We start from the raw sequence: 21,858 nt of genomic DNA, 5'->3' as shown, positions 1-21,858 counted from the left end.
ATCAAATTAGAGGTCAATGCATCGCGATGCTTTTGACACTCCGTACTATACCAGGAGGGCTCTTTCTCTGTACACCTCCGAAAATCTCTAATTTACCTCATTTTCTTGAATACAGGAATGCTTTCTAAATTTATTGTACCAAATAAAAACAAACAGTTCAGCAATTTTCAAGGCCCGGCCTCATAGCCGGCCCTTTTCTATCATCTGCACGTTCAGAATTTTTATCCGGATTCGTGCAAGCCTTCCTCCGTATTGCTTTTCCGTTTCCGATCCGATTTTCAATATAGAGATGCACAAGGGCTGCTTCTTGATGTTTTCCGGAAGAAAACATCAAGAAGCAGCCCATCTCCAATAACTTATTTTTTGTAAAAAAATGCCGAAAATCTGCATCTTATAGGATCAGATTTTCAGCAAAATAGAGACAAAAAGTAAAATATTTCATTCAATCAAATCGTCTGAAGCACCTGTTTGACGGATTCAACCGATTGATCCAAAGCGGCCTTTTCTTCCCGGGTCAGATTCAGTTCAATCACTTTTTCAATGCCGTTCTTTCCGATGACGACCGGAACCCCGAAACAGAGATCACGATATCCGTACTCTCCTTCCAGATAGGCAATGGCGGGCAGGATACGTCTCTTGTCTTTCAGCACCGCTTCCGCCATTTGGACAAGAGAAGCCGCCGGCGCATAGTAAGCGCTGCCATTCCCGAGCAGCGAAACGATTTCCCCGCCGCCCTTGCGTGTCCTTTCGACAATCGCGTCCATCCGTTCTTTCGGGATCAGTGTCTCGACCGGAATACCGCCGGCGTAAGAATAACGGATCAGCGGGACCATGGAATCTCCGTGCCCACCGAGGACAAAACCTGTGACGTCTTCAACCGACAGATTAAGCTCCCGGGCAATAAACGTCCTGAAACGGGCTGTATCAAGGACACCGGACTGGCCGATCACTCGATTTTTCGGGAAGTTCGATTTCTTATAGACGGTATAAGTCATCGCATCCACGGGATTGCTGAGCACGATGATTGTGCAGTCCGGTGAGAATTTAACAACCTGTTTCGTGACATCCTTCATGATGCCGACATTAATGGAAACCAGATCATCGCGGCTCATCCCCGGTTTTCTGGCAATTCCCGCCGTAATAATGACGACATCCGAGTCTGCCGTTTGCTCGTAGTCCGACGTTCCGACAATTTTTGAATCAAATCCCTCAACAGGACCCGCCTCCTGCATATCGAGCGCTTTCCCCTTTGTCGGATTTTCCATTTTGGGAATATCCAGCAGCACAACATCGGCAAGCTCTTTCTGTGCAATAAGAAAAGCGGTTGTCGATCCGGTAAAACCTGCTCCTACAACTGTAACTTTTTTACGACTGGACGACATGTCTATTCCTCCCTATATTGACATTCGTATTCAAAAAGCGGGTTGAATGCGCTGCCATTTTGAAAAAGCCGACGATGCATACATCTGCCGATTCGGCCGGTACGCTCATACGGCTGTTTCTTCTGTTAAAGGAACTGTTGCGCCTTGCAAATTTACATATTGCCGATGACAGCATCCGCGAACTGCGAGCATTTTACTTCCGTCGCTCCGTCCATCAGGCGGGCAAAATCATAGGTCACCGTCTTGCTCGAGATCGTCTTCTCGATCGCGCGGATAATCAGTTTTGCCGGTTCGTACCATGTCATATGTTCCAGCATGAGAACGCCCGACAAAATCACGGACGACGGATTCACTTTGTCCAGCCCGGCATACTTGGGGGCCGTTCCGTGTGTCGCTTCAAAAATGGCAACGCCCGTTTCATAATTTATGTTGGCGCCGGGCGCGATACCGATCCCGCCGACCTGAGCCGCAAGGGCATCGGAGATGTAATCTCCGTCAAGATTCATCGTGGCGACTACGTCATATTCATTGGGCCGTGTCAGAATCTGCTGAAGAAAATTATCGGCAATCGCGTCCTTAATCAGAATCCTGCCCTCGGCTTCAGCCTGTTTCTGAGCCTCATTCGCCGCGTCTTTTCCTTTTTCGGCGGCAATCGTATCATACTGCTTCCACGTGAACGTCCGATCGGCAAATTCTTTTTCGGCCACTTCATAGCCCCAATTTTTAAAAGCGCCCTCTGTAAACTTCATAATATTTCCTTTGTGAACAAAGGTCACACTCTTACGGTCCTCATGAATGGCGTAGCGAATGGCCGCACGGACGAGACGGGCCGTCCCTTCCCTCGAAACCGGCTTAATGCCGATCCCGGAAGATTCCGGGAAGCGAATTTTCCGGACACCCAGTTCATTTTGAAGAAAATCGACGATTTTCCGCACTTCGGGCGTGCCTGCCTCAAATTCGATACCTGCATATATATCTTCCGTATTTTCACGGAAAATAACCATATTCACCCGTTCAGGATGCTTAACCGGCGAAGGGACGCCTTCAAAATAACGGACAGGGCGCAGGCAGGTAAAAAGATCGAGCTGCTGGCGAAGGGCCACATTCAGCGACCTTATTCCCCCGCCGACAGGTGTCGTCAAGGGGCCCTTTATCGCAATCATGTATTTTTTTATTGTATCAATCGTTTCCTGAGGCAGCCAGTTTCCTGTCCGGTCAAATGCTTTCTGGCCGGCCAGCACTTCCTTCCAAACAATCTCTTTTTCACCGCCGTACGCCTTCCGGACAGCGGCATTAAAAACCCGGGAAGCCGCCTTCCATATATCCGGCCCGATACCGTCTCCTTCAATGTAAGGGATAACCGGATGATTCGGTACGTTTAAAATACCGTTTCCGAACTTGATCTGTTCTCCTTGTGCCACGTCATGTACCTCCCAGACTACTCTCTATTTAAATCTCTTTTTTTTTATTTTAATTATAACATTTTGACGTCGGCAATGCGCCATCCGCTGAAATCTTCGGAGCCCCGCAGACCTTCAGCGTTCTTCGAGGGGAATATACGGTCTGAGATCCGGTCCGTTGTATTCGGCTCTCGGACGGATCAGACGGTTGTCGCTGTACTGTTCGAGAATGTGGGCGACCCATCCGGAAGTCCGGCTGACGGCGAAAACCGGCGTAAACAGATCGTTGCGGATACCCAGAGTGTGATACAAGGTCGCCGAATAAAAATCCGTGTTCGGCAAGAGCCCTTTCTTTTCCTTCATTATGGATTCGATACGGAGGGATATATCGTAATATTTCGTTTCGGCACCGCGGCTCGTCAATTCTTCCACCATTTTTTTGATGATTCTTGCCCGGGGATCCCCGTTCTTATATACCCGGTGGCCGAATCCCATAATCTTTTTTTTGTTCGCAAGTGCATCGTTAATAAAGTCATCAGCTTCATCGAGCGATCCGATCTTTTCCAGCATGTTCATAACCTGTTCGTTTGCACCGCCGTGAAGCGGACCTTTCAAAGCGCTGATGGCAGAAGTCACTCCGGAGTATATATCGGACAGGGTAGCCACACAGACTCTTGCCGTGAAAGTCGATGCATTCAGTTCATGATCGGCATGCAGCACGAGCGCCGTATCAAATGTTTTCGCTTCGGTATCGGTCGGCACTTTATTTTTCAGCATATACAGAAAATTAGCTGCAAGCCCTAAATCTTTTCTTGGGGAAATCGGCTCTTCACCATTCCGTATTCTTGCAAACCCGGCAACGATGGTTCCGATCTTGGCCTGAATCCGGACAGCTTTCTCTATATTTGAACGTACGTCCATCCGCTCCGCATCCGGATCAAAGACGCCCAGCGCGGAAATCGCCGTTCTCAGCACTGCCATCGGATGTACTGTCCCCGGAAAAGATTTAATGATATCAAAAATCGCATCGGGAACACTCGCATTATCCGCCAGTTTCTCCTTAAAAGCATTCAATTGATCGGCAGACGGCAGTTCGCCGTTCCAAAGCAGATAGACAACTTCTTCAAATGTCGACTCATTAGCCAGGTCATGAATACTGTAACCGCGATAAGTCAGCACATCGCGATTGATAGAACTGATTGCCGAGGTTGTTGCAACAATGCCTTCCAATCCCTTAGTCGTCGTCAAATTAAATTCCCTCCTTAAAGCATTCTGTTGTTTCAAGGTCCTTATTGTAAGCGCTTAATAAAAATATTCCAAGACAGTTCGCCTTTCATGATGATTATAGCCGTTATTGACAATTTTGTGAACAAAAAACACCTCCCTGTCCTTTTGACTTTGCTGAAGAAGTGAGCAGTCATAGAAGCAGCACCCGGCGCATAGAGATAAAAAATAAGGTGGGATGTGGACATGGATTCGCAGAAAACAGGACCTTTGACTTCATATTTACTGATGATTGCACGGGCTGTTCTGGTCTTGTCCATTCTCGGGTGCATTTTACTTTTCCTGTTTCTCGCTGTTCGCTATGCTCTGCCTTTTCTGATTGCCTGCGTCCTTTCTTTTTTCCTGAATCCAATTGTTTCCTTTCTTGAAAGAAAGACGGGCCTTCCGAGAGGTCTGTCGTCTTTTATCGTTCTCTTCTCGCTTTTCTCTCTCGTGATCGGTATGCTCTTATTCACCGCCATGGCACTGATAAAAGGCCTGTCGTCGCTCACGAGGACCGTTCCCGGCCAGCTCGGTGTGCTGATCAAAGATCTTCAGTCGCTCTTCTTCAATAAACTGCTCCCCTTCTGGGAACATGCCCTGCACCTTTTCTCCGGACTCCCCGAAGGCCAGCAGAAAGCGATCCAGCTCAATATCGAAAGTATGGCGCAAGCAGCGGCGGATCTGATCAACAATCTGGCCGGCAATCTGATCTCCAGCCTGACGCAATTCGTCTCTTCGCTGCCGAGTACACTGGTCTCCGCTCTGTTTATTTTTTTAGCCGCCTTTTTTCTTTCTAAAGATTCGGAACAGATCAAGCGGCATCTCTCCCTTTTCAAGGTTTCGCCGGCCATCGCCGTTCCGATCCGGAAGGTCTGGCAGGATTTGGGGAAAACCTGCACCGGTTTTGTACGGGCCCAATTTATCCTGGTGACGCTGACCATGATCGTCGTTTATCTCGGCCTTAAAGTGCTGAAAACCGATCAGCCTTTTACGATTGCCCTTATTTCAGGAGCTGTCGACCTGATTCCGTATCTTGGCCCAAGCGTGATTTTTATTCCGTGGATTCTCTATCAGTTCCTGATGCATCATTATTTTTTGACGATCGGGCTGACAAGCCTCTACGCGGCTGTCGCCGTTCAGCGTCAGCTGCTGGAGCCGAAAATTCTGTCGGCGCATATCGGGCTGGATCCACTCGCCACGCTTATGGCGCTTTATTTCGGTTTCAGATGGCTCGGATTCGCGGGCCTGATCATTGGTCCGCTGAGCCTGGTCATTGTAAAAGCATTATACCGGGCCGGCACGCTGCGTGCGGTCTGGCTTTTTATCCTCGGGAAAAAATAAACATAACACGGACGCCGGCTACCTGCGCCTTCCTAAAGAAGCGAACCAGAAACCGCCGCGGTCGATCCGTTTCTTCAGCCAGCGCGAAATCCGCTTTTTTATTAAAAAACGAAAAGAAGGGACAAGAAACAGCAGGCCGGCAAGATCACTGATGAATCCCGGAAGGAGAAAAAGAAACGCGCCGATCAAAATACAGGCTCCGTCTATCAGCGGTTCGCCCGGAATCTTTCTTTGATCGAGATCGTTCCTTATTCTTCTCACGACTGACAGCCCTTGCCGTTTCACTGTCCAGATGCCCAGGAATGCACCGGCAAGGAGCAGGAGAAATGTGTACAGAACGCCAAGCACCCGCCCGAAATAAACCAGTACGGACAATTCAGCAAAAACATACAGAAGAATCAGGATCAGCGTCTTTTTCATCACGGATTCCCCGCCCTTCTTTATCTCAGGACATATCGGCCGCATTTAAAATGAGCCGGTGCAGTTCCGGATTTCTTTTTTTCAAAGACACAGGCTTCATTTCTATATTTGTCCAACAGTGAGTGCTTGTCCCTTCCGTTAGCAGCTTCTGATCGTTTTCTCTGATGACACGATACGAAAAGCTGATGATCACGCTGTCGTATTTCTTTATCGATGTTTCAACAATCACGGCGTCTTCAAAACGTGCCGGCGAATGATAGTGGACCTCGATCCCGATGGCCGGCAGCATCAGACCGTCTTCTTCAATCTGCCGATAGGACATGCCGGTTGCTTTAATCCACTCCGTTCGGGCTATTTCGAACCAATTAACATACTGACTATGGTGAATGATCCCCATTTTATCGGTCTCATTATACCGTGCCACAATTCTTGTTCTCGAGATTTTCACGTCAATCACCCCAACCCAATAAAATTAAAAGAAGGTGCCTGTACTACACCTTCCCTGATTCTATCACAAATATTTTCTTTTCTTTAACCTTAAAGCCTGTTTTCGATCAAAGCACATTGGCATGGCCGAGATAGATCTTGCCGCGTTCGCCGTCCAGCGTGATGATTTCGCCCGCCTTTAATGTTCCGGTCGCTTTGTCGACACCGATAACGACCGGGATTTCAAATTCCACGCCGACGACGGCGGCATGGGAAGTCAGCCCGCCGACTTCGGTAACGATGCCTGCGGCGCGGCGGATTGCCGGAACATATTCTTTATCTGTCGCCTTGACAACAAGGATGGCCCCGTCAGGCATATTGCGGTTGGCGTCGTCGGCATCTTTTGCAAGATATACCGGAGCCGTCGCAGCCTTGCGCCCGACACCCTGGCCCTGCGCCAGAACGTCTCCGACAACGTGTACCCTGAGCAGATTGGTTGTACCCGCTTCGGCAACAGGAAGGCCGGCAGTAATGACAACCAGTTCGCCCTTCTTGACCAGCCCCGACTTAACGGCACTGTCGATTGCAATATCAAACATTTCATCTGTCGTCTTTGCCACTTCGCTGAGTACCGGTGTGACACCCCAGGCCAGACACATCTTGTGCGCCACCCGCTCTGAGTTGGTCACGGCAATGATCGGAGCTTTCGGACGATAGTGGGAGACGACGCGCGCCGTATATCCGCTGACCGTCGATGTAATAATCGCACCGACATCGAGGCTGAGCGCCGTACGGGCCACAGCTTCTCCGATTGCCGACGTAATCGTCTTCTCGTTCGAACTGCTCAGCCGATTGAGGATGGCCGGATAATCCAGAGCCGTTTCCGCTTTCGTTGCGATATTGCTCATCGTCCGGACCGCTTCAACGGGCCATCTTCCCGATGCCGATTCTCCGGAAAGCATCGTTGCATCCGTTCCGTCAAAAATGGCATTGGCAACATCACTCGCCTCGGCACGCGTACAGCGCGGATTCCGAATCATCGAATCAAGCATCTGCGTCGCCGTGATGACCGTTTTGCCGGCACGGTTGCACATCCTGATCAATCTCTTCTGAACAAGCGGAACATCTTCCGGCGGAATTTCAACACCCAGGTCTCCGCGGGCAATCATCAGGCCGTCGGAGACGCGAAGAATTTCATCGATATTGTCGACAGCTTCCTGGCTTTCGATTTTCGGGAAAATGTGAATATCGTGAACGCTGTGTTCTTCGCAAAGTTTGCGGATATCCAGAACATCCGAAGCGTGGCGGACGAAAGAAGCAGCGATAAAATCAATGCCCTCGCCAATTCCGAAAACGATGTCGTCCGCGTCTTTGTCGGTCATGCCGGGCAGATTAATGCTGACATTGGGGACAATGATTCCCTTTTTGCTCTTAAGAACGCCGGAATTCAGAATCCTGTTGTGAATCAGGCCCGCTTCCTTATCAATTCCCGTCACTTCGAGTTCAACAAGTCCGTCATCGATCAGAATTCTTGAGCCGATACTGACATCATTAATCAGTTCGGGATAAGTGATTGAAAACTTGTCCGCAGTTCCGGCTACTTCAGTTGTGGAAATGTCGACATTTTTTCCTTCTTCAAGCAGAACCTCCGGAGTGGCCATATCATGCGTGCGGATTTCAGGTCCCTTCGTATCAAGAAGAATGCCCACTGTCCTGCCCGTTATCTTACATGCTTCGCGAAGATTTACGACTTTTTGATGGTGTTCCGCGTGGTCGCCGTGGGAGAAATTGAAACGAGCCACGTTCATGCCGGCATGGATCATCTGAACCAGACGTTCAACCGTATCGCTTGCAGGTCCCAGAGTACAAACAATCTTCGTTTTTCTCATCATAATGCCCCCAGCTTTTTAATAATGGCCGCTTATAAATGTTGGAAAAAGGATCGGCCTTTCCGGCAATCTCTTTTCCTTATTTTGAGCTGCCTTGGTTTATATGGATAATTCCTTAGCCAACTGAAACAGGTCATTATTGAATTCGTGCTTTTTCGTAACAATGTCCAGAATGTCATGAGCGACAATTTTATTATTTTCTATGCCGATCATTTTGCCCTTATCGCCGTTCAGCAGCAGCTCAACTGCCTTGTGCCCCATTCTGCTTGCCAGAACACGGTCGAACGCAGACGGCGAACCGCCCCTCTGGACGTGCCCGAGCACGGTCACCCTCGTGTCCATGTTTGCCCGCGCTTTAATGGCTTCGGCAACATCGTTCGCGCTGCCCACGCCTTCCGCAACAACAATAATATTATGTTTTTTCCCGCGCTGCAGGCCGCGGTTCAGGCGCTCGACAATTGTGTCGATGTTTTCTTTCTTCTCAGGAATCATAATCGTTTCCGCACCGTCCGCAAGACCCGACCACAGAGCCAGATCGCCGCATCCGCGGCCCATCACTTCGATAATAAAACGGCGTTCGTGGGAAGTGGCCGTATCGCGGATTTTGTCGATCGCGTCGATAATCGTATTCAGCGCCGTGTCAAAACCGAGCGTAAAGTCGGTGCCGGGAATGTCATTATCGATCGTGCCGGGAATGCCGATCGTCGGAAAACCGAGTTCGGTCAGTTTGACACCGCCCATAAAAGAACCGTCGCCGCCGATGACGACAAGTCCTTCGATGCCGAACTTCTTCAGCTGTTCGATGGCAACGGCACGGCCTTCCTCCGTTTTAAATTCCTCGCAGCGCGCCGTATAAAGGATTGTCCCTCCGCGCTGAACGATGTCGCCGACGTCCGACGCCTCAAGCTTCTTTATGTTGCCGGTAATAAGCCCCTTGTAGCCATGGTAGATGCCGTAAACCTCAATTCCGCGATAAATGCCGCTTCGGACGACCGAACGAATCGCCGCATTCATACCGGGAGCATCGCCGCCGCTTGTTAAAACGCCAATCCTTTTCAACATTACAATCACCTCATTATTTATTCGAGTACTCCTGCATGATGCAGCAGCCTGTTAACTTGCCGGAGTGCCCGGCGACATGGCAAAACTGCCGATTGCCCGGTACTTAGCCGATCGCTGTTTCCGAATCTCGGATTGGCTTAGTTTGTCCAGTTCTTTCAAAGACTCGACCAGTGCTTCGTCAATCAGCCGAGCCTGCTTTTTCGGGTCGTGGTGTGCACCGCCCAAAACCTCCGGAATCAGTTTATCAATTATGCCTATTTTTTTCAAATCGGATCCCGTGATTTTCATTGTTTCCGCAGCCTTTTCAGCCAAGCCGGCATCTTTCCACAGCAACGCCGCCGCTCCTTCCGGAGAAATAACCGAATACCAGGCATTCTCCAGCATAAGAATGCGATTGCCGGCGCTAATTGCCAGAGCGCCGCCGCTCGCTCCTTCTCCGATCACCACACAGACAACCGGCACGGACAGTCCCGACATTTCGAAAAGGTTTCTCGCGATCGCTTCGCTTTGGCCGCGCTCTTCGGCCGCTTTGCCGGGGAAAGCGCCCTTTGTATCAATAAAAGTAATAATCGGCCGATGGAACTTGTCAGCCTGTTTCATGAGACGCAGCGCTTTTCGATAGCCTTCGGGATGAGGCATGCCGAAATTTCTCAGAATGTTTTCTTTTGTATCCCGCCCCCGCTGCTCGCCGATAACGGTCACCGGCCGATGATGGAACTTGGCGATGCCGGCCACAATCGCGGCATCATCCCCGTAAACACGGTCGCCGTGGCATTCAATAAAATCTGTGAAGAGGAGCGGAATATAGTCCAGCGTCGTCGGCCGCTTCAGATCTCTCGCGATCTGGACGCGTTCCCACGGCGTCATATTGCCGTATGTCTCTTTTTCCAGCGCTGCCAGCCGTTTTTCCAGGTGATCCAGCTCTTCAGAGAGGTCGATGCCCCGGTCATCCATGAACTGTTTCAGTTCGCTAATCTTATCTTTCAGTTCATTGACGGGTTTTTCAAATTCGAGGCCGGGTCCCATGCGCCGTCACTCCCTTCGGCATGAATCGACAGCACCGTTTGAAGGACGTGCCTCAGCTCGCCCCGCTCAACGACCTGATCAAGCTGTCCGTGCTTCAGCAGAAATTCAGCCGTCTGAAAATCATCCGGCAATTCTTCGCCGATCGTCTGCTCGATAATCCTCCGGCCCGCAAAACCGATCAGCGCGCCCGGTTCCGCAAAATTATAATCGCCCAGAGAGGCAAAACTTGCAGAAACTCCGCCCGTGGTCGGGTGAGTCATGACCGAAATGTAAAGGCCTCCTTTATCGCTGAATGATTTAAGCGCAGCGCTGGTCTTAGCCATCTGCATCAGGCTCAGCATACCCTCCTGCATGCGCGCGCCTCCCGAAGCCGAGAAGATGACTACCGGAAGGCCGGCCTTTTCGGCATATTCTATCATCCGGGTAATTTTCTCCCCGACGACAGAACCCATACTGCCCATGCGGAACCTCTTATCCATAATCGCAACGGCAGCCTCATAACCTTCAATTTTCCCCTTGCCGGTCAGAACGGCCTCGTTAAGATTCGTTTTCTGCTTGTCCTTCTCCAGTTTGTCCATGTAATTCGGGAAATGAAGCGGATTTTCCGAGATCATGTCTCTGTCGAATTCCGTAAAAGTCCCTTCGTCAAAAAGCATGCCGGCACGGTCATAGGCGCTCAGCGGATAATGATAACCGCATGACTGGCAGACATACAGGTGCTTTTCCAATTCTTTGACATACATAATTTTTTTGCACTTCGGGCATTTTATCACAATGCCCTCGGGAACTTCCTGCTTCGCTCTGGTGGACGGAACTGTGGCGTACTTTTTCTTTTTAACAAAAAAGTCCTTTAACAAGTATATCACCCTCTAACTTTTTCCAAGCCAGAAATCAGTCGAATCTTCTAACATGTCGTTTTTTTTTCACTCATTTTTCATTGAATCGTCGAATGTTTTTTCTTGCTTTCTATAGATTATGTTGTGTTATTTTATTATGTCGATCCGGCAGATTCCATAAAAGCGGGCATTCATGCCGATGTTTGCCGATCGGCTTCTGCCCGGCTGATCAGTCCCCAAACTTCTTAATTATAACAGAGCTTCCTTGGAATTTTAAAGAAAAACTTGAAAAACCCGGGGCCCGGACGCCTCTTGGTTTTTTTATCTTAAAACGGCGCTTATTTTTTTATACCCTTTTTATCATCATACGAAAAAATTCTGCTCGGTTTCAGCATCACATTTTTTTCTCCCAGCAATCGTTCCATTTCCTCAAGAAACTTTTTTTCTGCCGACACCGCATAATTCGAAGCCAGTCCGACGGTCCTTCCCGATTCATAGTGGAGGACGATGCGGTGAGAACCCGGGTGCCCCTTTATTTCTGTTTTCAGCCGGGCAAGAAGATCAGGATGATTATGAGCGCCGTCGATCTTCAGGAAAAGCACCATCCGCCGTCCGGAAAGAAAATCGTCCCATTCAATGGCATGATAAACGCTCAGCTGCGGCCTGCCTTCTTTATGATCTTCAGGCAGCTTTGCCTCAATCACCGCAAGCCGGTCGTTCTGCAGGACATCCTGCAGTTTTTCATAAGAAGGAGGGAAGCAGACGGCCTCCGCGCGGCCCGATTCATCGCTGACAGAGAAAAAAGCCATCCATTGCCCGGATTGAGCCCGGACCGGCCGAAGCTGTTCCACGATCACCGCAAGAGTGACGGACTGTCCGCCGGAAAGCTGCATCGCCCGGCCGATCGTGAGAATCCGCGAAGGAAGCCCGGCACGGAAACGTTCCATAGGATGGGCGGACAAATAAACGCCAAGCACTTCTTTCTCATAGCGCATTTTTTCAAAAGCAGTCAGCGGCGGAACATCCGTATAGCCATCCTGAGGATTCTCGGGCATTGAAAAAGAAGCCTGGCCGGCAATCCCCTTCCGTTCTTCCTCGCCTGCCGCTATTGCCTGATCCAGAGTCGCGAGGAGAACCGCGCGATCCGCACCGAACTCGTCCATCGCCCCGGAAAAAATCAGTGATTCGACAGCTTTCCTGTTGACTTTTCCGGAGGAGACCCGGCGGCAGAAGTCGTATAAATCACGATAAGCGCCGTGCTTCCCCCGCTCTTCAACGATTTCTCCGATCGCTCCGGCACCCAGATTCTTTATTGCCGACAACCCAAAAAGTATCCCGTTCCCAAGAGGTTCGAACGCCCCCGGACTGCGGTTGACCGACGGAGGATAAACTGCCATGCCTGCCCTGCGGATTTCCATGACCGACGAAGCGAGTTTATCCTGGCTGCCGACGATGCTGGACAGATGCGAAGACATGAATTCCTGCGGATAATGGGCTTTCAGATAGGCAAGCCGATAGGATATTATGCTGTAGGCCACCGCATGAGAACGGTTAAATCCGTAGTTGGCAAAGCGGACGATCAGATCAAAGACGCGGCGCGACGTGTCTTCGGGATAGTGATTCTTCCTGCAGCCGGCCAGAAAGCTTTTTTGCTGTTCCTCAATCATTCCCCGCTTTTTTTTCGAGACCGCGCGGCGCAGTATATCGGCCTGTCCCAGCGAATAGCCGGCCATCTTCACGGCAATCTGCATAATTTGTTCCTGGTACACAAGAACCCCGTAAGTCGGGGCGAGAATAGGTTCCAGATCGGGATGGGGATAATAAACCGCTTCCTCGCCGTGCTTTCTTTTCACATACTGATCGATAAATCGGACAGGCCCGGGTCGATAGAGAGCGGCAACGGCAACAATATCTTCGAATTCCGTCGGTTTCAGTTTTCGAAGCACCCGGCGCATTCCCTCAGATTCCAGCTGAAAAATGCCTGTCGTATCGCCGCGGCTGAGCAGCTGAAAAGTTGCGGGATCGGCCGGAGCAATGTTTTCGACGTGAAAGGCCTTCCCGGTCCGAAGCGAGACGCGCCGGATAATCTCCCTCATGAAGGTCAGATTCCTGAGCCCGAGAAAGTCTATCTTCAGAAGCCCCAGCGATTCGAGCACATCCATTGGATATTGCGTCACCGGAATGTTGTCATGCCCCTTCTGCACGGGCACGATATCGGTGAGCGGTTGATCGCTGAACACAACCCCCGCCGCATGGATCGACGAGTGCCTCGGCAATCCTTCCACCTGTCCGGCCAGGCGGAACAGAAAAGCGGCTTCCCGCGAGCCGGCCAGCAGATCGCGCAGTTTCTGAGATTCCTGATATGCTTTTTTCAATGTCATTTTCGGAGCGGAAGGAATCAGGCGGGCCAGGCGATCGACAAGCCGGGGATCCCCGCCCAGCACCCGGCCGACATCACGGACGGCAGCTTTGGCCGCGAGCGTTCCGAAGGTAATAATTTGGGCTACATGCTCCTTCCCGTATTTTTCATAGGCATAAGCAATCATTTTATCGCGGTCGACATCCGGAAAATCCATATCGATATCCGGCATCGTAATCCGTTCGGGGTTCAAAAAGCGTTCAAAAAGAAGGTTGTATTTCAAAGGATTCACTTCAGTGATTTTCATTGCATAGGCGACCAGTGAGCCGGCAGCCGAGCCGCGGCCGGGTCCGGGCATAAATCCCGATCTTCTCGCATGGTCGATCAGGTCGCCGACAATCAGAAAATAGTCGTTGAATCCCATCCGGTCAATAATTTTCAGCTCTTTTTCCAGTCTGTCTCTGACTTCGGCAGTTATCGGGCTGATGCGCTCCCGCACCCCCCGTTCGCATTTTTCACGCAGCAGCTGAGCCGAACTTTGCCCTTCCGCTACCGGAAAGGACGGAAGCCTCATTCGGTCGAAAGTAAAATCGACCCGGCAGCGCTGCGCGATCTGTTCACTCGCCGCGACCGCCTGCGGAAAATCGGCGAAACGCTCTTCCATCTCTTTCATGGATTTAAAATCGTAATCGGGATGCTCGGAAGGGTGATCTTTCAGCCTGCCGCCGTTTCGGATGCACGCCAGGCACGCATGTGCCTCCGCATCCCGTTTGTCCATATAGTGGACGCCGTTTGTTGCGACCAAGGGAAGCGAAAGCGAACGGCCGATGGCCAGCTTGCCGCGTTCAACCGTTTTTTCATTGCTGAGCCCGTGACGCTGGCATTCCAGAAAAAAACTTCCGGGAAAAATTTCAGCGAGCTGACCCGCCAGACGGGCCGCCTCTTTCTGCTGCCCGGCGGCAAGCAGCCTGTCGATCCGCCCCTCCGGACCGGCCGATAAAGCGAGCAGACCCGCCGAGTATTCGGCAAGTTCTTCGATACTGACCGTGCGGGCCTTTTTATATTGAACAATGGAAGCCAGTTTGACCAGATGGCCGTAACCTTCGTTGTTTTCCGCCAGCAGAATGAGCGGGCCGCCATCTTCTTTTTCTCCGCTTTTTCCCCCTATGTTATTACGCTCGACGGCTACTGAAAGTTCCATGCCGATGATCGGACGAATGCCGTTCTTCTTGCAGGCATGGTAAAACGGAATCGCGCCGTAAAGGGCATTGCTGTCGGTCAGAGCCAACGCTTTCTGTTCTTCCTCTTTGGCCCGTTCGGCGAGCTGCCCGATCCGGCAGGTACTGTCCAGCAGACTGTATTCACTGTGTACATGGAGGTGTACAAACGGCATGCTGTCATTCTCCCCTTTTTCCGACTTTCTTCATTCATTATAGTATACAGGCTATCGGATGAAAAACCGGAATAACGGCACGACCCGTCCCATAATCTGTACAAGGGCAGTTAAAGTTTTTCTTTGAAATTTGCAGCAGCTCCTGAAGGAGGAGAAAGTCTATGCGCGCTTTTTTCGCAACGGCGATCATGAATTACTGTATCGCTTTCGGCGTGATCATCGGCGGATGCATCGTCGGCGGAATCGGTGCATTTTTTATCAGCCAGCCGCCGTTTTCGGAAATGAGCAGACTGGCTTCCACGATGAAAATCTGGGCCGTTGTCACCGCTATTGGCGGCACATTCGATACCATTGAAAATTTGGAGCGCGGATTCCTCAATGGCAGTCCCGCCGAAGTCCTGAAACATCTCCTGCTGATCGCCTCGGCCATGGTTGGAGCCCACTCGGCAAGCCTGATTGTCCAGTGGCTGACGAGGTCGGGCTGATGCGTATCCCCCCCTATCATCGTATGCCGGACCGGCAGCGATTTCTGGCCGGATGCGTCATCGGCGTGCTCGTCGGTTTTTCTTTTTTCCTTTTTCTTTTCGGGGCGGCTCAGGAAAGACAGATCGATAAAATTAGAGAACAAAGCGCGGAGATCCAGATGCTGGAAAAGCAGAAAAAAGCGCTCATCGACGCCGAGGAACAAAAAAATGAACAGTTGGAAAAGAAGATGACCGTTCAGGAAGTAGACGTGACGATTGCCGATGCCGGCCTGGAAAAGGCCATCCGTACCGAACTCGAACAGGCCGTTGCCGATGAACTGAATTCCGTGATCAATCACAGCATTGAATCGGTTGCGGACAGCCAGCAGCTGATCGAAAAAGCGGTCGAACGGAAACCTTTTACCGCCGCAGACGTTACCTATCGCTTTCATGTAAAAAGCATGGCCATTTTCTCGACATTAACGCTCCGGCTCGAAGTCTCCGAAAAAAAGGACAACAGCCGTTAGAAGCGACAAAAGATGCCTGAAAACAGCTGTTCCGTTTCAGGCATCTTTCTCGGACGAGTTCATTTGCAAGGGCTCTTGCCGGCAAAGCGTCCGCAGATCGGCAATCATGCGATCGGCTTCTTCCCAGCTGTGTACCGTGGCTCCTGCGGCGAGCGGGTGCCCGCCGCCGTGATAGATTTCAGCGATCCGGTTGATCACCGGGCCTTTAGAGCGGAGACGCGCCCGGATCGAATCTTTTTCTTCAGAAAACAGAACCCAGGCTTTCAAATTCTCGACATCCGAAAAACAGTTGACCAGCAGCGACGCATCCGAAGATTCAAGATTAAAGGAGCGGATCAGATCAAGAGGAAGCTTGATAAATCCGACGCCTTCCTCAGTCAGAGTAAAATGCTGAAGGACATATCCGTTCAGCCTGGCAAGAGCGAGTTTCCGCCTGTACAGATCATTAAAGAAAGCCTGGCGGCCGAACGGATGTTTGATAAGCTCGGCGGCGGTAAGAAACGTTTCAGGCGTTACATTGCTGAACTGAAAGCGGCCCGTGTCGCCGACAATGCCGGCGAACAGAAGCCTGGCCGCCGAATCCGTCATTTTCAGCTCCGGGTGCGTCCGATAAATCGACGCAATCATTTCGCTGGCCGAACTGGACGACGTGTCTACCCATTCAGGGTCGCCGTAGGAATCAACCACGGGATGATGATCAATTTTAATCAGGCGGCTGCCCTTGCCGAACCGTGCGTCGGATATCCGTTCGCGGTTGGCCGTGTCGCATACAATGACCAATGCGCCGGCATATGCCGCGTCATCGGGCGCGTCCATCGGCAGAAGGAAGCGAAGGGACTCTGCATCCTCGCCTACGGCATAAACTTTCTTTCCAGGAAAATTATCGCGAATCAGGCAGGCCAGTCCGCCCTGTGACCCGAGCGCGTCCGGATCGGGCCTGACATGGCGGTGAATAATAATCGTTTCATATTTTTGAATCCATCCAAGTATCTGATCAATCAGCAACACAGATCCCTCCATTGGTAGCGGATAAAAGATATTTTATGCAGTGGATGACGGTCTTAATCATCCGTCCAGCCGTTCCGCGCCGGTCAGAAACGGTCGATGAACTGGGCGGTCAGCAGGGCCTTCCCGCACAGTTGATTTTCAACAAATAATTCAATATCGAGTTTTCCGTTGCGGCGCGTTGTTTCCAGTATTTTCGGGAGAATAACGACAGTCTGTTCAATCTGTACCGGTTTAAAAAAATAAAAGGACAGATTATCAATGACCAGATCGCCCTTTCTGAGATGATTCAATACCCGCCGTCCGACCGTTGTGATCATCGATGTCATGACGCCGTAGGCAAGAGAGCCGAGGTAATCGGTCATCTGAGGTTTGACGGTAAACTGAAAAATATCATTTCCCCCGGCCGATTGATCGACAAGCCCCGCCGAAACCAGATCCTCAATGGTTTCCCCCATCTGCGGCTGCTGCTGAATCATCTGAAGCGATTTCATCACATCGCGGCGGGTAATGATGCCCAAAAGCGTTTCGTTTTCATCGACGACCGGGAGGCATTCAATCCCTTCCCAGATCATTCGGTGCGCGGCGGCCGCGACAGAGGTCGTCGGTTCGACCACGATCGGCCGCGGCGTCATCACTTCATCAATCGTGTCGGCGCCTTCATGCCCCATGACGTCTTTCATCGCGACAATACCGACCACTTTCATTTTCTTATTAACGACCGGGAAACGGCTGTGCGCGCTTTCCCGGTTCAGTTCATGCCAGCGGGCGGGAGATTCCTTACTGAACAGAAACTGAGTTTCAGAGAACGGGATCAGGATGTCGGATACATGCACAATCTCTTTTTTGATCAGCTGATCATAGATTGCGCGGTTGATCTTAGTGGCAACAGTAAATGTGTCGTATGAGGTTGAGATAACCGGGAGATTCATCTGATCAGCCAGGAGCCGGACATCTTCGCTTGTGTCGAATCCGCCGGTGATCAGTACGGCTGCTCCCTCTTTCAGCGCATAACGGTGGACGGCTTCCCGGTTTCCGACGATCATCAGGTCGTTGGCATCGATATAGCGTTTAATCGCATCCAGTTCCATCGCGCCGATAATAAAATGATTCAGCGTTCGGGAAAGGCCGTCTTTGCCTCCCAGAACCTGTCCGTCGACAATGCCGACGATCGACTCGAAAGTCAGTTTTTCGATACTTGCCTTATCTTTTTTCTTAATCCGGACAGTTCCCACACGTTCCACAGTGCTGACAAGTCCCTGAATTTCCGCATCCTTGATTGCCCGGTAGGCCGTTCCTTCACTGACCTGAAGTATTTTGGCAATCTGACGGACCGATATCTTGCTGCCTATTTCGAGATTCTGTATATAATTCAGAATCTGATCATGTTTCGTCTCCATACACTCACCAAACTTTCCGGGATACGAACGATTTACAGCTCGAATGACTGGCCCGGTGCAAGCACCAGAGCCCGATCTCCCAGCCGGTCGGCAAACCGGCGCACATCCTGCCTGATTACAGGGAATGTATTATAGTGAATCGGGACGACTTTTCCCGCCTGAATCCACTGCGCCGCAATCTCCGCATCGTCGGGACCCATCGTAAAATTGTCGCCGATCGGTAAAAAGGCAAGATCAATTTTGTTTTGTTCGCCAATCAGTTTCATATCTGAGAAAAGGGCCGTATCGCCCGCGTGATAAATTGTTTTTCCTTCCAGGTAGAGAAGCAGTCCGGCAGGCATGCCGGCGTACACGATCCGCCGGTTTTCGGATTCAGTGACACTTGAGCCGTGAAAAGCCTGTGTCAGTTTCACACGGCCGAAAGGAAAGTCAAATCCGCCGCCGATCGACATACCGTGCGTCTTCAGTCCCTTCCATCCAAAATAGGTTGCGAGCTCGACAACCGCGATCACCAAAGATCCGTCGCGCCGGGCGACCGGCTCCACGTCTTCCACATGATCGCTGTGTCCGTGCGTTAATAAAATAGCATCGATTTTAGGCAAGTCCTTAATAGATATTTTTGCCAAACTGTTGCTTGTAATAAACGGATCAACCAGAAGATTAGCTTGGACTGTTTCAATCAGAACCGTCGAATGACCGATAAAAGTGATACGCATTCGTTCGACCCCTTTTCTGCGAGTGGAAAATTTTCCCCCTCTTAATTAATTTCATTATACACTACCTTCAGCTTGATTCGAAAGCAGGGAAACCGCTTCCGCCATGTTTACGGCAGTTTGATGAAAAAATAAGTTTCGTTGTTGAATTTTCATCCGCTCTCCCGCAGTTTGTGATACATTAAAGATATTATCTTTCGAACCGGGGTGACCTTTTTGCCAGATAAAATCGAAAAAGTTGAGGATTGGCTGAAGCATCATGACGGACGTTTTGCCTACATAGCCGATCCGATCAATGTTTATTATTTAACCCATTTTAAATGCGATCCTCATGAACGCTTTCTGGGACTGTTCCTTTTCCCGGACCGGGATCCTTTCATGGTATGCCCGGAGCTCGAGGTCGGGCAGGCACGTGCGTCGTCATTCGGCCGTGAAGTGATCGGCTACCGTGATGATCAGGACCCCTGGGCAATCGTCGGGGCAGCGCTCGCATCCAGAAAAACCGTCAGCGGAAAGATTTATCTCGAGCCAAGTACCCTTCCCTACAAAAAAGTACTGGCTCTGAAAACGCTGTATAACGATGCTCCTCTTGCCTCAATCGAAAATCTGCTTGCCACCATGCGCAACATTAAGGATAAAGACGAACTGGCCGCGATGAAAAAAGCGGGCGAAATGGCCGATTATGCGGTCGGACTCGGGATCGAAGCTATAAAAAAAGGCAGGACCGAACGAGCAATTATTGCCGAGATCGAGTATGAACTGGCCAAGCACGGCTATTCGGAAATGGCTTTCGACACCATGGTGCTGACCGGCGAGAACAGTGCCGCCCCGCACGGCTATCCGGGTACGCGGCAAATTAAAGAGGGCGACTTTGTCCTTTTCGATCTCGGTGTCGTGATCGACGGCTACTGCTCGGACATCACCCGAACGGTTTGTTATAAATATGCCTCGGATGAACAGCGGAAAATTTATCGGACATGCCTTCAGGCGAACAAGGCTGCCATCAAGGCAGCTCAGCAGGGACTGCGTATCGGCGATCTGGACGGCGTGGCCAGAAAAATCATCACAGACGCCGGCTACGGCGACTATTTTACTCATCGGCTCGGCCATGGGCTCGGGCTCGGCGAACATGAAGAACCGTCCATGAGTGCCGCAAATGACGGCACTCTGGCTGCAGGAATGGTTTTTACGGTCGAACCGGGGATTTATGTGCCGGAGGTCGGCGGCGTACGGATCGAAGACGACGTCTACCTGAGCGAAGACGGGCCGGTCACGCTGACTCACTATCCGAAGGAACTGCAGATCATTTCATGAGACTGTCCCGATGCAGGCCCATGTCTATGAAGATGAAACGGAGCGCCGCAGCAATTGACCTGCGGCGCCCCGTTTTTTAGATGGCATCCCGCCCGGCAAAAACTTCCGGGATCGTTTCATCGCGCGTTTTATTCGCGAAGATAGGCGGGTGAATTCTTTTTGTTTCTGTCAGGCGATAGTTTTTCGGCATATCGGTGAAAAAAAAAGCCTAGATCGCCTTTATAAGTTTTATGCCACGGTTTCTGTTTTCCGCAGTAATGGATGAAGACCGTGTGTTTCCGGATCCAGTTCAGATCGGCCTCATCACCGTTGATCATCAATAATTTCTTTAAATCATAGACTCTGGCGTCATAATTGTAATAGGCTCCGCATACCGGAATGATTCTATTCCAGTAAATTGCGTTAAAAACGTCTTGATCCGGAAGAAGCAGCCGGTGCTTGTACTGCTCGATGTAAGCAAAAATCTGCTCGGCCGGATCGCTCTTTTTCAGCCCGCTCACATTCATCAGCAGTACCCCGGTATTAAAATACCCCTTTGCATTCGGTATCTTCAGACGCATCTTATTGAAAGTCCTCGCCATCCGCGCTGAATATTCATGCTCCGACGCGATAAAAAAAGCTTCGCCAAACGGCTTATTGTAGAAACGGGAGACAGGATTCAGACAAACGACATCTGGATCCAGGTAGAGCACGCGTTCGACCGAATCCGGCAGGTAAAGATAAGCAATCAGGCGATAGTACATTTCCGACGTAAAATGCTTGAGAACGGTCGCCTTTTTAAAGATCAGCGGATCGACATAGAGGGAGGTGAATTCATGGCCTTCATTCATGACAAAAGCATTAATATCAGCTAAATGCTTTTCGGCCATTTCAGAGTGCATCATGTAGATAGAGAAATGTTCCTCCGGATTATTGATAAAAAGCGATTTCAGCATGACTTTCAGCGGATATAGATAATTGGCATTCAGCGTGACAAGAATATTCATTCACAGTCCCTCCAGTCCGTAGCCCGATACGCATCCATTCTTTATATCTTCTGATGATGGACGGAAAGGCGCACCGTGTCTCTGGCGATCATGACTTCTTCATTGGTCGGAATGACCAGCACCTTGACCGGAGAATCCGGTGCATTGATAAATTGTTCTTTCCCGTTCACTTTATTCATTTCAGCGTCGCAATGTATTCCCATAAATTCCAGCCCATCCAGCACTCTTTCGCGAATCAGCGAACTGTGCTCCCCGATGCCGGCGGTGAAAATAATGGCATCGACTCCGGACATTTTAGCTGCGTATGATCCTATGTATTTATGAATGCGTTCCACAAACACTTCGATGGCAAGTCCGGCCCGTCTGTTTCCTCTCCTCGCTTCTTTTTCTATATCGCGCAGATCGCTGGAAAAGCCGGAGATTCCCAGCAGGCCGCTCTTCTTGTTCAGCACATTAATTACTTCACTGGCGTTCATGCCGGTTTTATCCATAATATAGGGGATCAGGGCAGGGTCGATGTCTCCCGAACGCGTTCCCATGGTCAGCCCGGCAAGGGGGGTAAACCCCATCGATGTATCGATTGACTTTCCTCCCTTAACGGCCGTGATACTGGAACCATTGCCCAGATGGCAGGAAATCAGTTTAAGTT

General features: G+C 50.6%; 19 protein-coding genes. 4 read left to right on the top strand and 15 right to left on the bottom strand.

Features of this window, described 5'->3' with window-relative positions:
• Positions 1-446: 446 nt before the first annotated feature.
• The 3 genes from mdh to citZ all read right to left on the bottom strand — a co-directional run bounded on the left by mdh (position 447) and on the right by citZ (position 4,030).
• Positions 447-1,382, bottom strand: a complete 936-nt coding sequence (gene mdh / locus OYT88_RS20160; RefSeq protein ID WP_274402160.1) for a malate dehydrogenase — start codon at positions 1,380-1,382, stop codon at positions 447-449.
• A 152-nt stretch (positions 1,383-1,534) separates the two neighbouring features.
• A complete protein-coding gene (gene icd, locus OYT88_RS20155; RefSeq protein WP_274402158.1) occupies positions 1,535-2,803 on the bottom strand; it encodes an NADP-dependent isocitrate dehydrogenase in 1,269 nt (422 codons plus the stop codon).
• Positions 2,804-2,917: 114 nt separating this feature from the next.
• The gene (citZ, locus tag OYT88_RS20150; protein ID WP_274402157.1) at positions 2,918-4,030 is read right to left on the bottom strand and encodes a citrate synthase; all 1,113 of its coding nucleotides are present in this window, start codon (positions 4,028-4,030) and stop codon (positions 2,918-2,920) included.
• 222 nt (positions 4,031-4,252) lie between these two features.
• On the opposite strand from citZ, the gene ytvI reads away from it, so the two are divergent.
• Positions 4,253-5,389, top strand: coding sequence for a sporulation integral membrane protein YtvI (gene ytvI, locus OYT88_RS20145; protein WP_274402156.1), 1,137 nt, complete (start codon positions 4,253-4,255; stop codon positions 5,387-5,389).
• Between the two features lie 18 nt (positions 5,390-5,407).
• On the opposite strand, the gene OYT88_RS20140 is transcribed toward ytvI, so the two are convergent.
• From OYT88_RS20140 to dnaE, 7 genes are all read right to left on the bottom strand, one after another.
• Complete coding sequence (locus tag OYT88_RS20140) at positions 5,408-5,809, bottom strand: FxsA family protein (protein ID WP_274402155.1); 402 nt, start codon at positions 5,807-5,809, stop codon at positions 5,408-5,410.
• A gap of 25 nt (positions 5,810-5,834) precedes the next feature.
• Positions 5,835-6,257: an acyl-CoA thioesterase gene (locus OYT88_RS20135; RefSeq protein ID WP_274402154.1), complete on the bottom strand. Its 423-nt coding sequence runs from the start codon at positions 6,255-6,257 to the stop codon at positions 5,835-5,837.
• Positions 6,258-6,363: 106 nt separating this feature from the next.
• On the bottom strand, positions 6,364-8,124 hold the full coding sequence (gene pyk / locus OYT88_RS20130; RefSeq protein ID WP_274402153.1) for a pyruvate kinase: 1,761 nt from the start codon (positions 8,122-8,124) through the stop codon (positions 6,364-6,366).
• 99 nt (positions 8,125-8,223) lie between these two features.
• Positions 8,224-9,183 (bottom strand): 6-phosphofructokinase, encoded by a 960-nt coding sequence (pfkA, locus tag OYT88_RS20125; RefSeq protein WP_274402162.1) that lies wholly within the window; start codon positions 9,181-9,183, stop codon positions 8,224-8,226.
• 54 nt (positions 9,184-9,237) lie between these two features.
• A complete protein-coding gene (gene accA, locus OYT88_RS20120; RefSeq protein ID WP_274402152.1) occupies positions 9,238-10,212 on the bottom strand; it encodes an acetyl-CoA carboxylase carboxyl transferase subunit alpha in 975 nt (324 codons plus the stop codon).
• Positions 10,170-11,069, bottom strand: coding sequence for an acetyl-CoA carboxylase, carboxyltransferase subunit beta (gene accD / locus OYT88_RS20115; RefSeq protein ID WP_274402151.1), 900 nt, complete (start codon positions 11,067-11,069; stop codon positions 10,170-10,172). Before accD ends, accA begins: the two co-directional genes overlap by 43 nt.
• A 317-nt stretch (positions 11,070-11,386) precedes the next feature.
• On the bottom strand, positions 11,387-14,800 hold the full coding sequence (dnaE, locus tag OYT88_RS20110; RefSeq protein WP_274402150.1) for a DNA polymerase III subunit alpha: 3,414 nt from the start codon (positions 14,798-14,800) through the stop codon (positions 11,387-11,389).
• Between the two features lie 161 nt (positions 14,801-14,961).
• Between dnaE and OYT88_RS20105 the strand changes: the two genes are divergently transcribed.
• Both OYT88_RS20105 and ytrI read left to right on the top strand, forming a co-directional pair.
• On the top strand, positions 14,962-15,285 hold the full coding sequence (locus OYT88_RS20105; protein WP_274402149.1) for a YtrH family sporulation protein: 324 nt from the start codon (positions 14,962-14,964) through the stop codon (positions 15,283-15,285).
• On the top strand, positions 15,264-15,791 hold the full coding sequence (gene ytrI / locus OYT88_RS20100) for a sporulation membrane protein YtrI (RefSeq protein WP_274402148.1): 528 nt from the start codon (positions 15,264-15,266) through the stop codon (positions 15,789-15,791). The genes OYT88_RS20105 and ytrI overlap by 22 nt, the downstream gene beginning before the upstream one ends.
• 36 nt (positions 15,792-15,827) lie before the next feature.
• Here ytrI and OYT88_RS20095 read toward each other — a convergent pair whose 3' ends face one another.
• The 3 genes from OYT88_RS20095 to OYT88_RS20085 form a co-directional block, all read right to left on the bottom strand.
• Positions 15,828-16,793 (bottom strand): DHH family phosphoesterase, encoded by a 966-nt coding sequence (locus OYT88_RS20095; RefSeq protein ID WP_274402161.1) that lies wholly within the window; start codon positions 16,791-16,793, stop codon positions 15,828-15,830.
• Between the two features lie 89 nt (positions 16,794-16,882).
• The gene (locus OYT88_RS20090) at positions 16,883-18,196 is read right to left on the bottom strand and encodes a DRTGG domain-containing protein (protein WP_274402147.1); all 1,314 of its coding nucleotides are present in this window, start codon (positions 18,194-18,196) and stop codon (positions 16,883-16,885) included.
• 32 nt (positions 18,197-18,228) lie between these two features.
• Entirely contained in the window at positions 18,229-18,912 is a 684-nt protein-coding gene (locus OYT88_RS20085) for a metal-dependent hydrolase (protein WP_274402145.1), read from the bottom strand.
• Between the two features lie 213 nt (positions 18,913-19,125).
• On the opposite strand from OYT88_RS20085, the gene OYT88_RS20080 reads away from it, so the two are divergent.
• Positions 19,126-20,223: a M24 family metallopeptidase gene (locus OYT88_RS20080; protein ID WP_274402144.1), complete on the top strand. Its 1,098-nt coding sequence runs from the start codon at positions 19,126-19,128 to the stop codon at positions 20,221-20,223.
• Between the two features lie 128 nt (positions 20,224-20,351).
• Here OYT88_RS20080 and OYT88_RS20075 read toward each other — a convergent pair whose 3' ends face one another.
• Entirely contained in the window at positions 20,352-21,209 is an 858-nt protein-coding gene (locus OYT88_RS20075) for a glycosyltransferase family 8 protein (RefSeq protein ID WP_274402143.1), read from the bottom strand.
• A gap of 41 nt (positions 21,210-21,250) precedes the next feature.
• The coding region (locus OYT88_RS20070) for an acetate/propionate family kinase (RefSeq protein WP_274402142.1) at positions 21,251-21,858 on the bottom strand (608 nt) is incomplete at its 5' end.

It is taken from the genome of Sporolactobacillus sp. CQH2019 (assembly GCF_028765345.1).
GTDB lineage: Bacteria > Bacillota > Bacilli > Bacillales > Sporolactobacillaceae > Sporolactobacillus.
The sequence above is the reverse complement of the archived record's forward strand: the minus strand, read 5'-3'. Positions and strand labels throughout refer to the sequence as shown.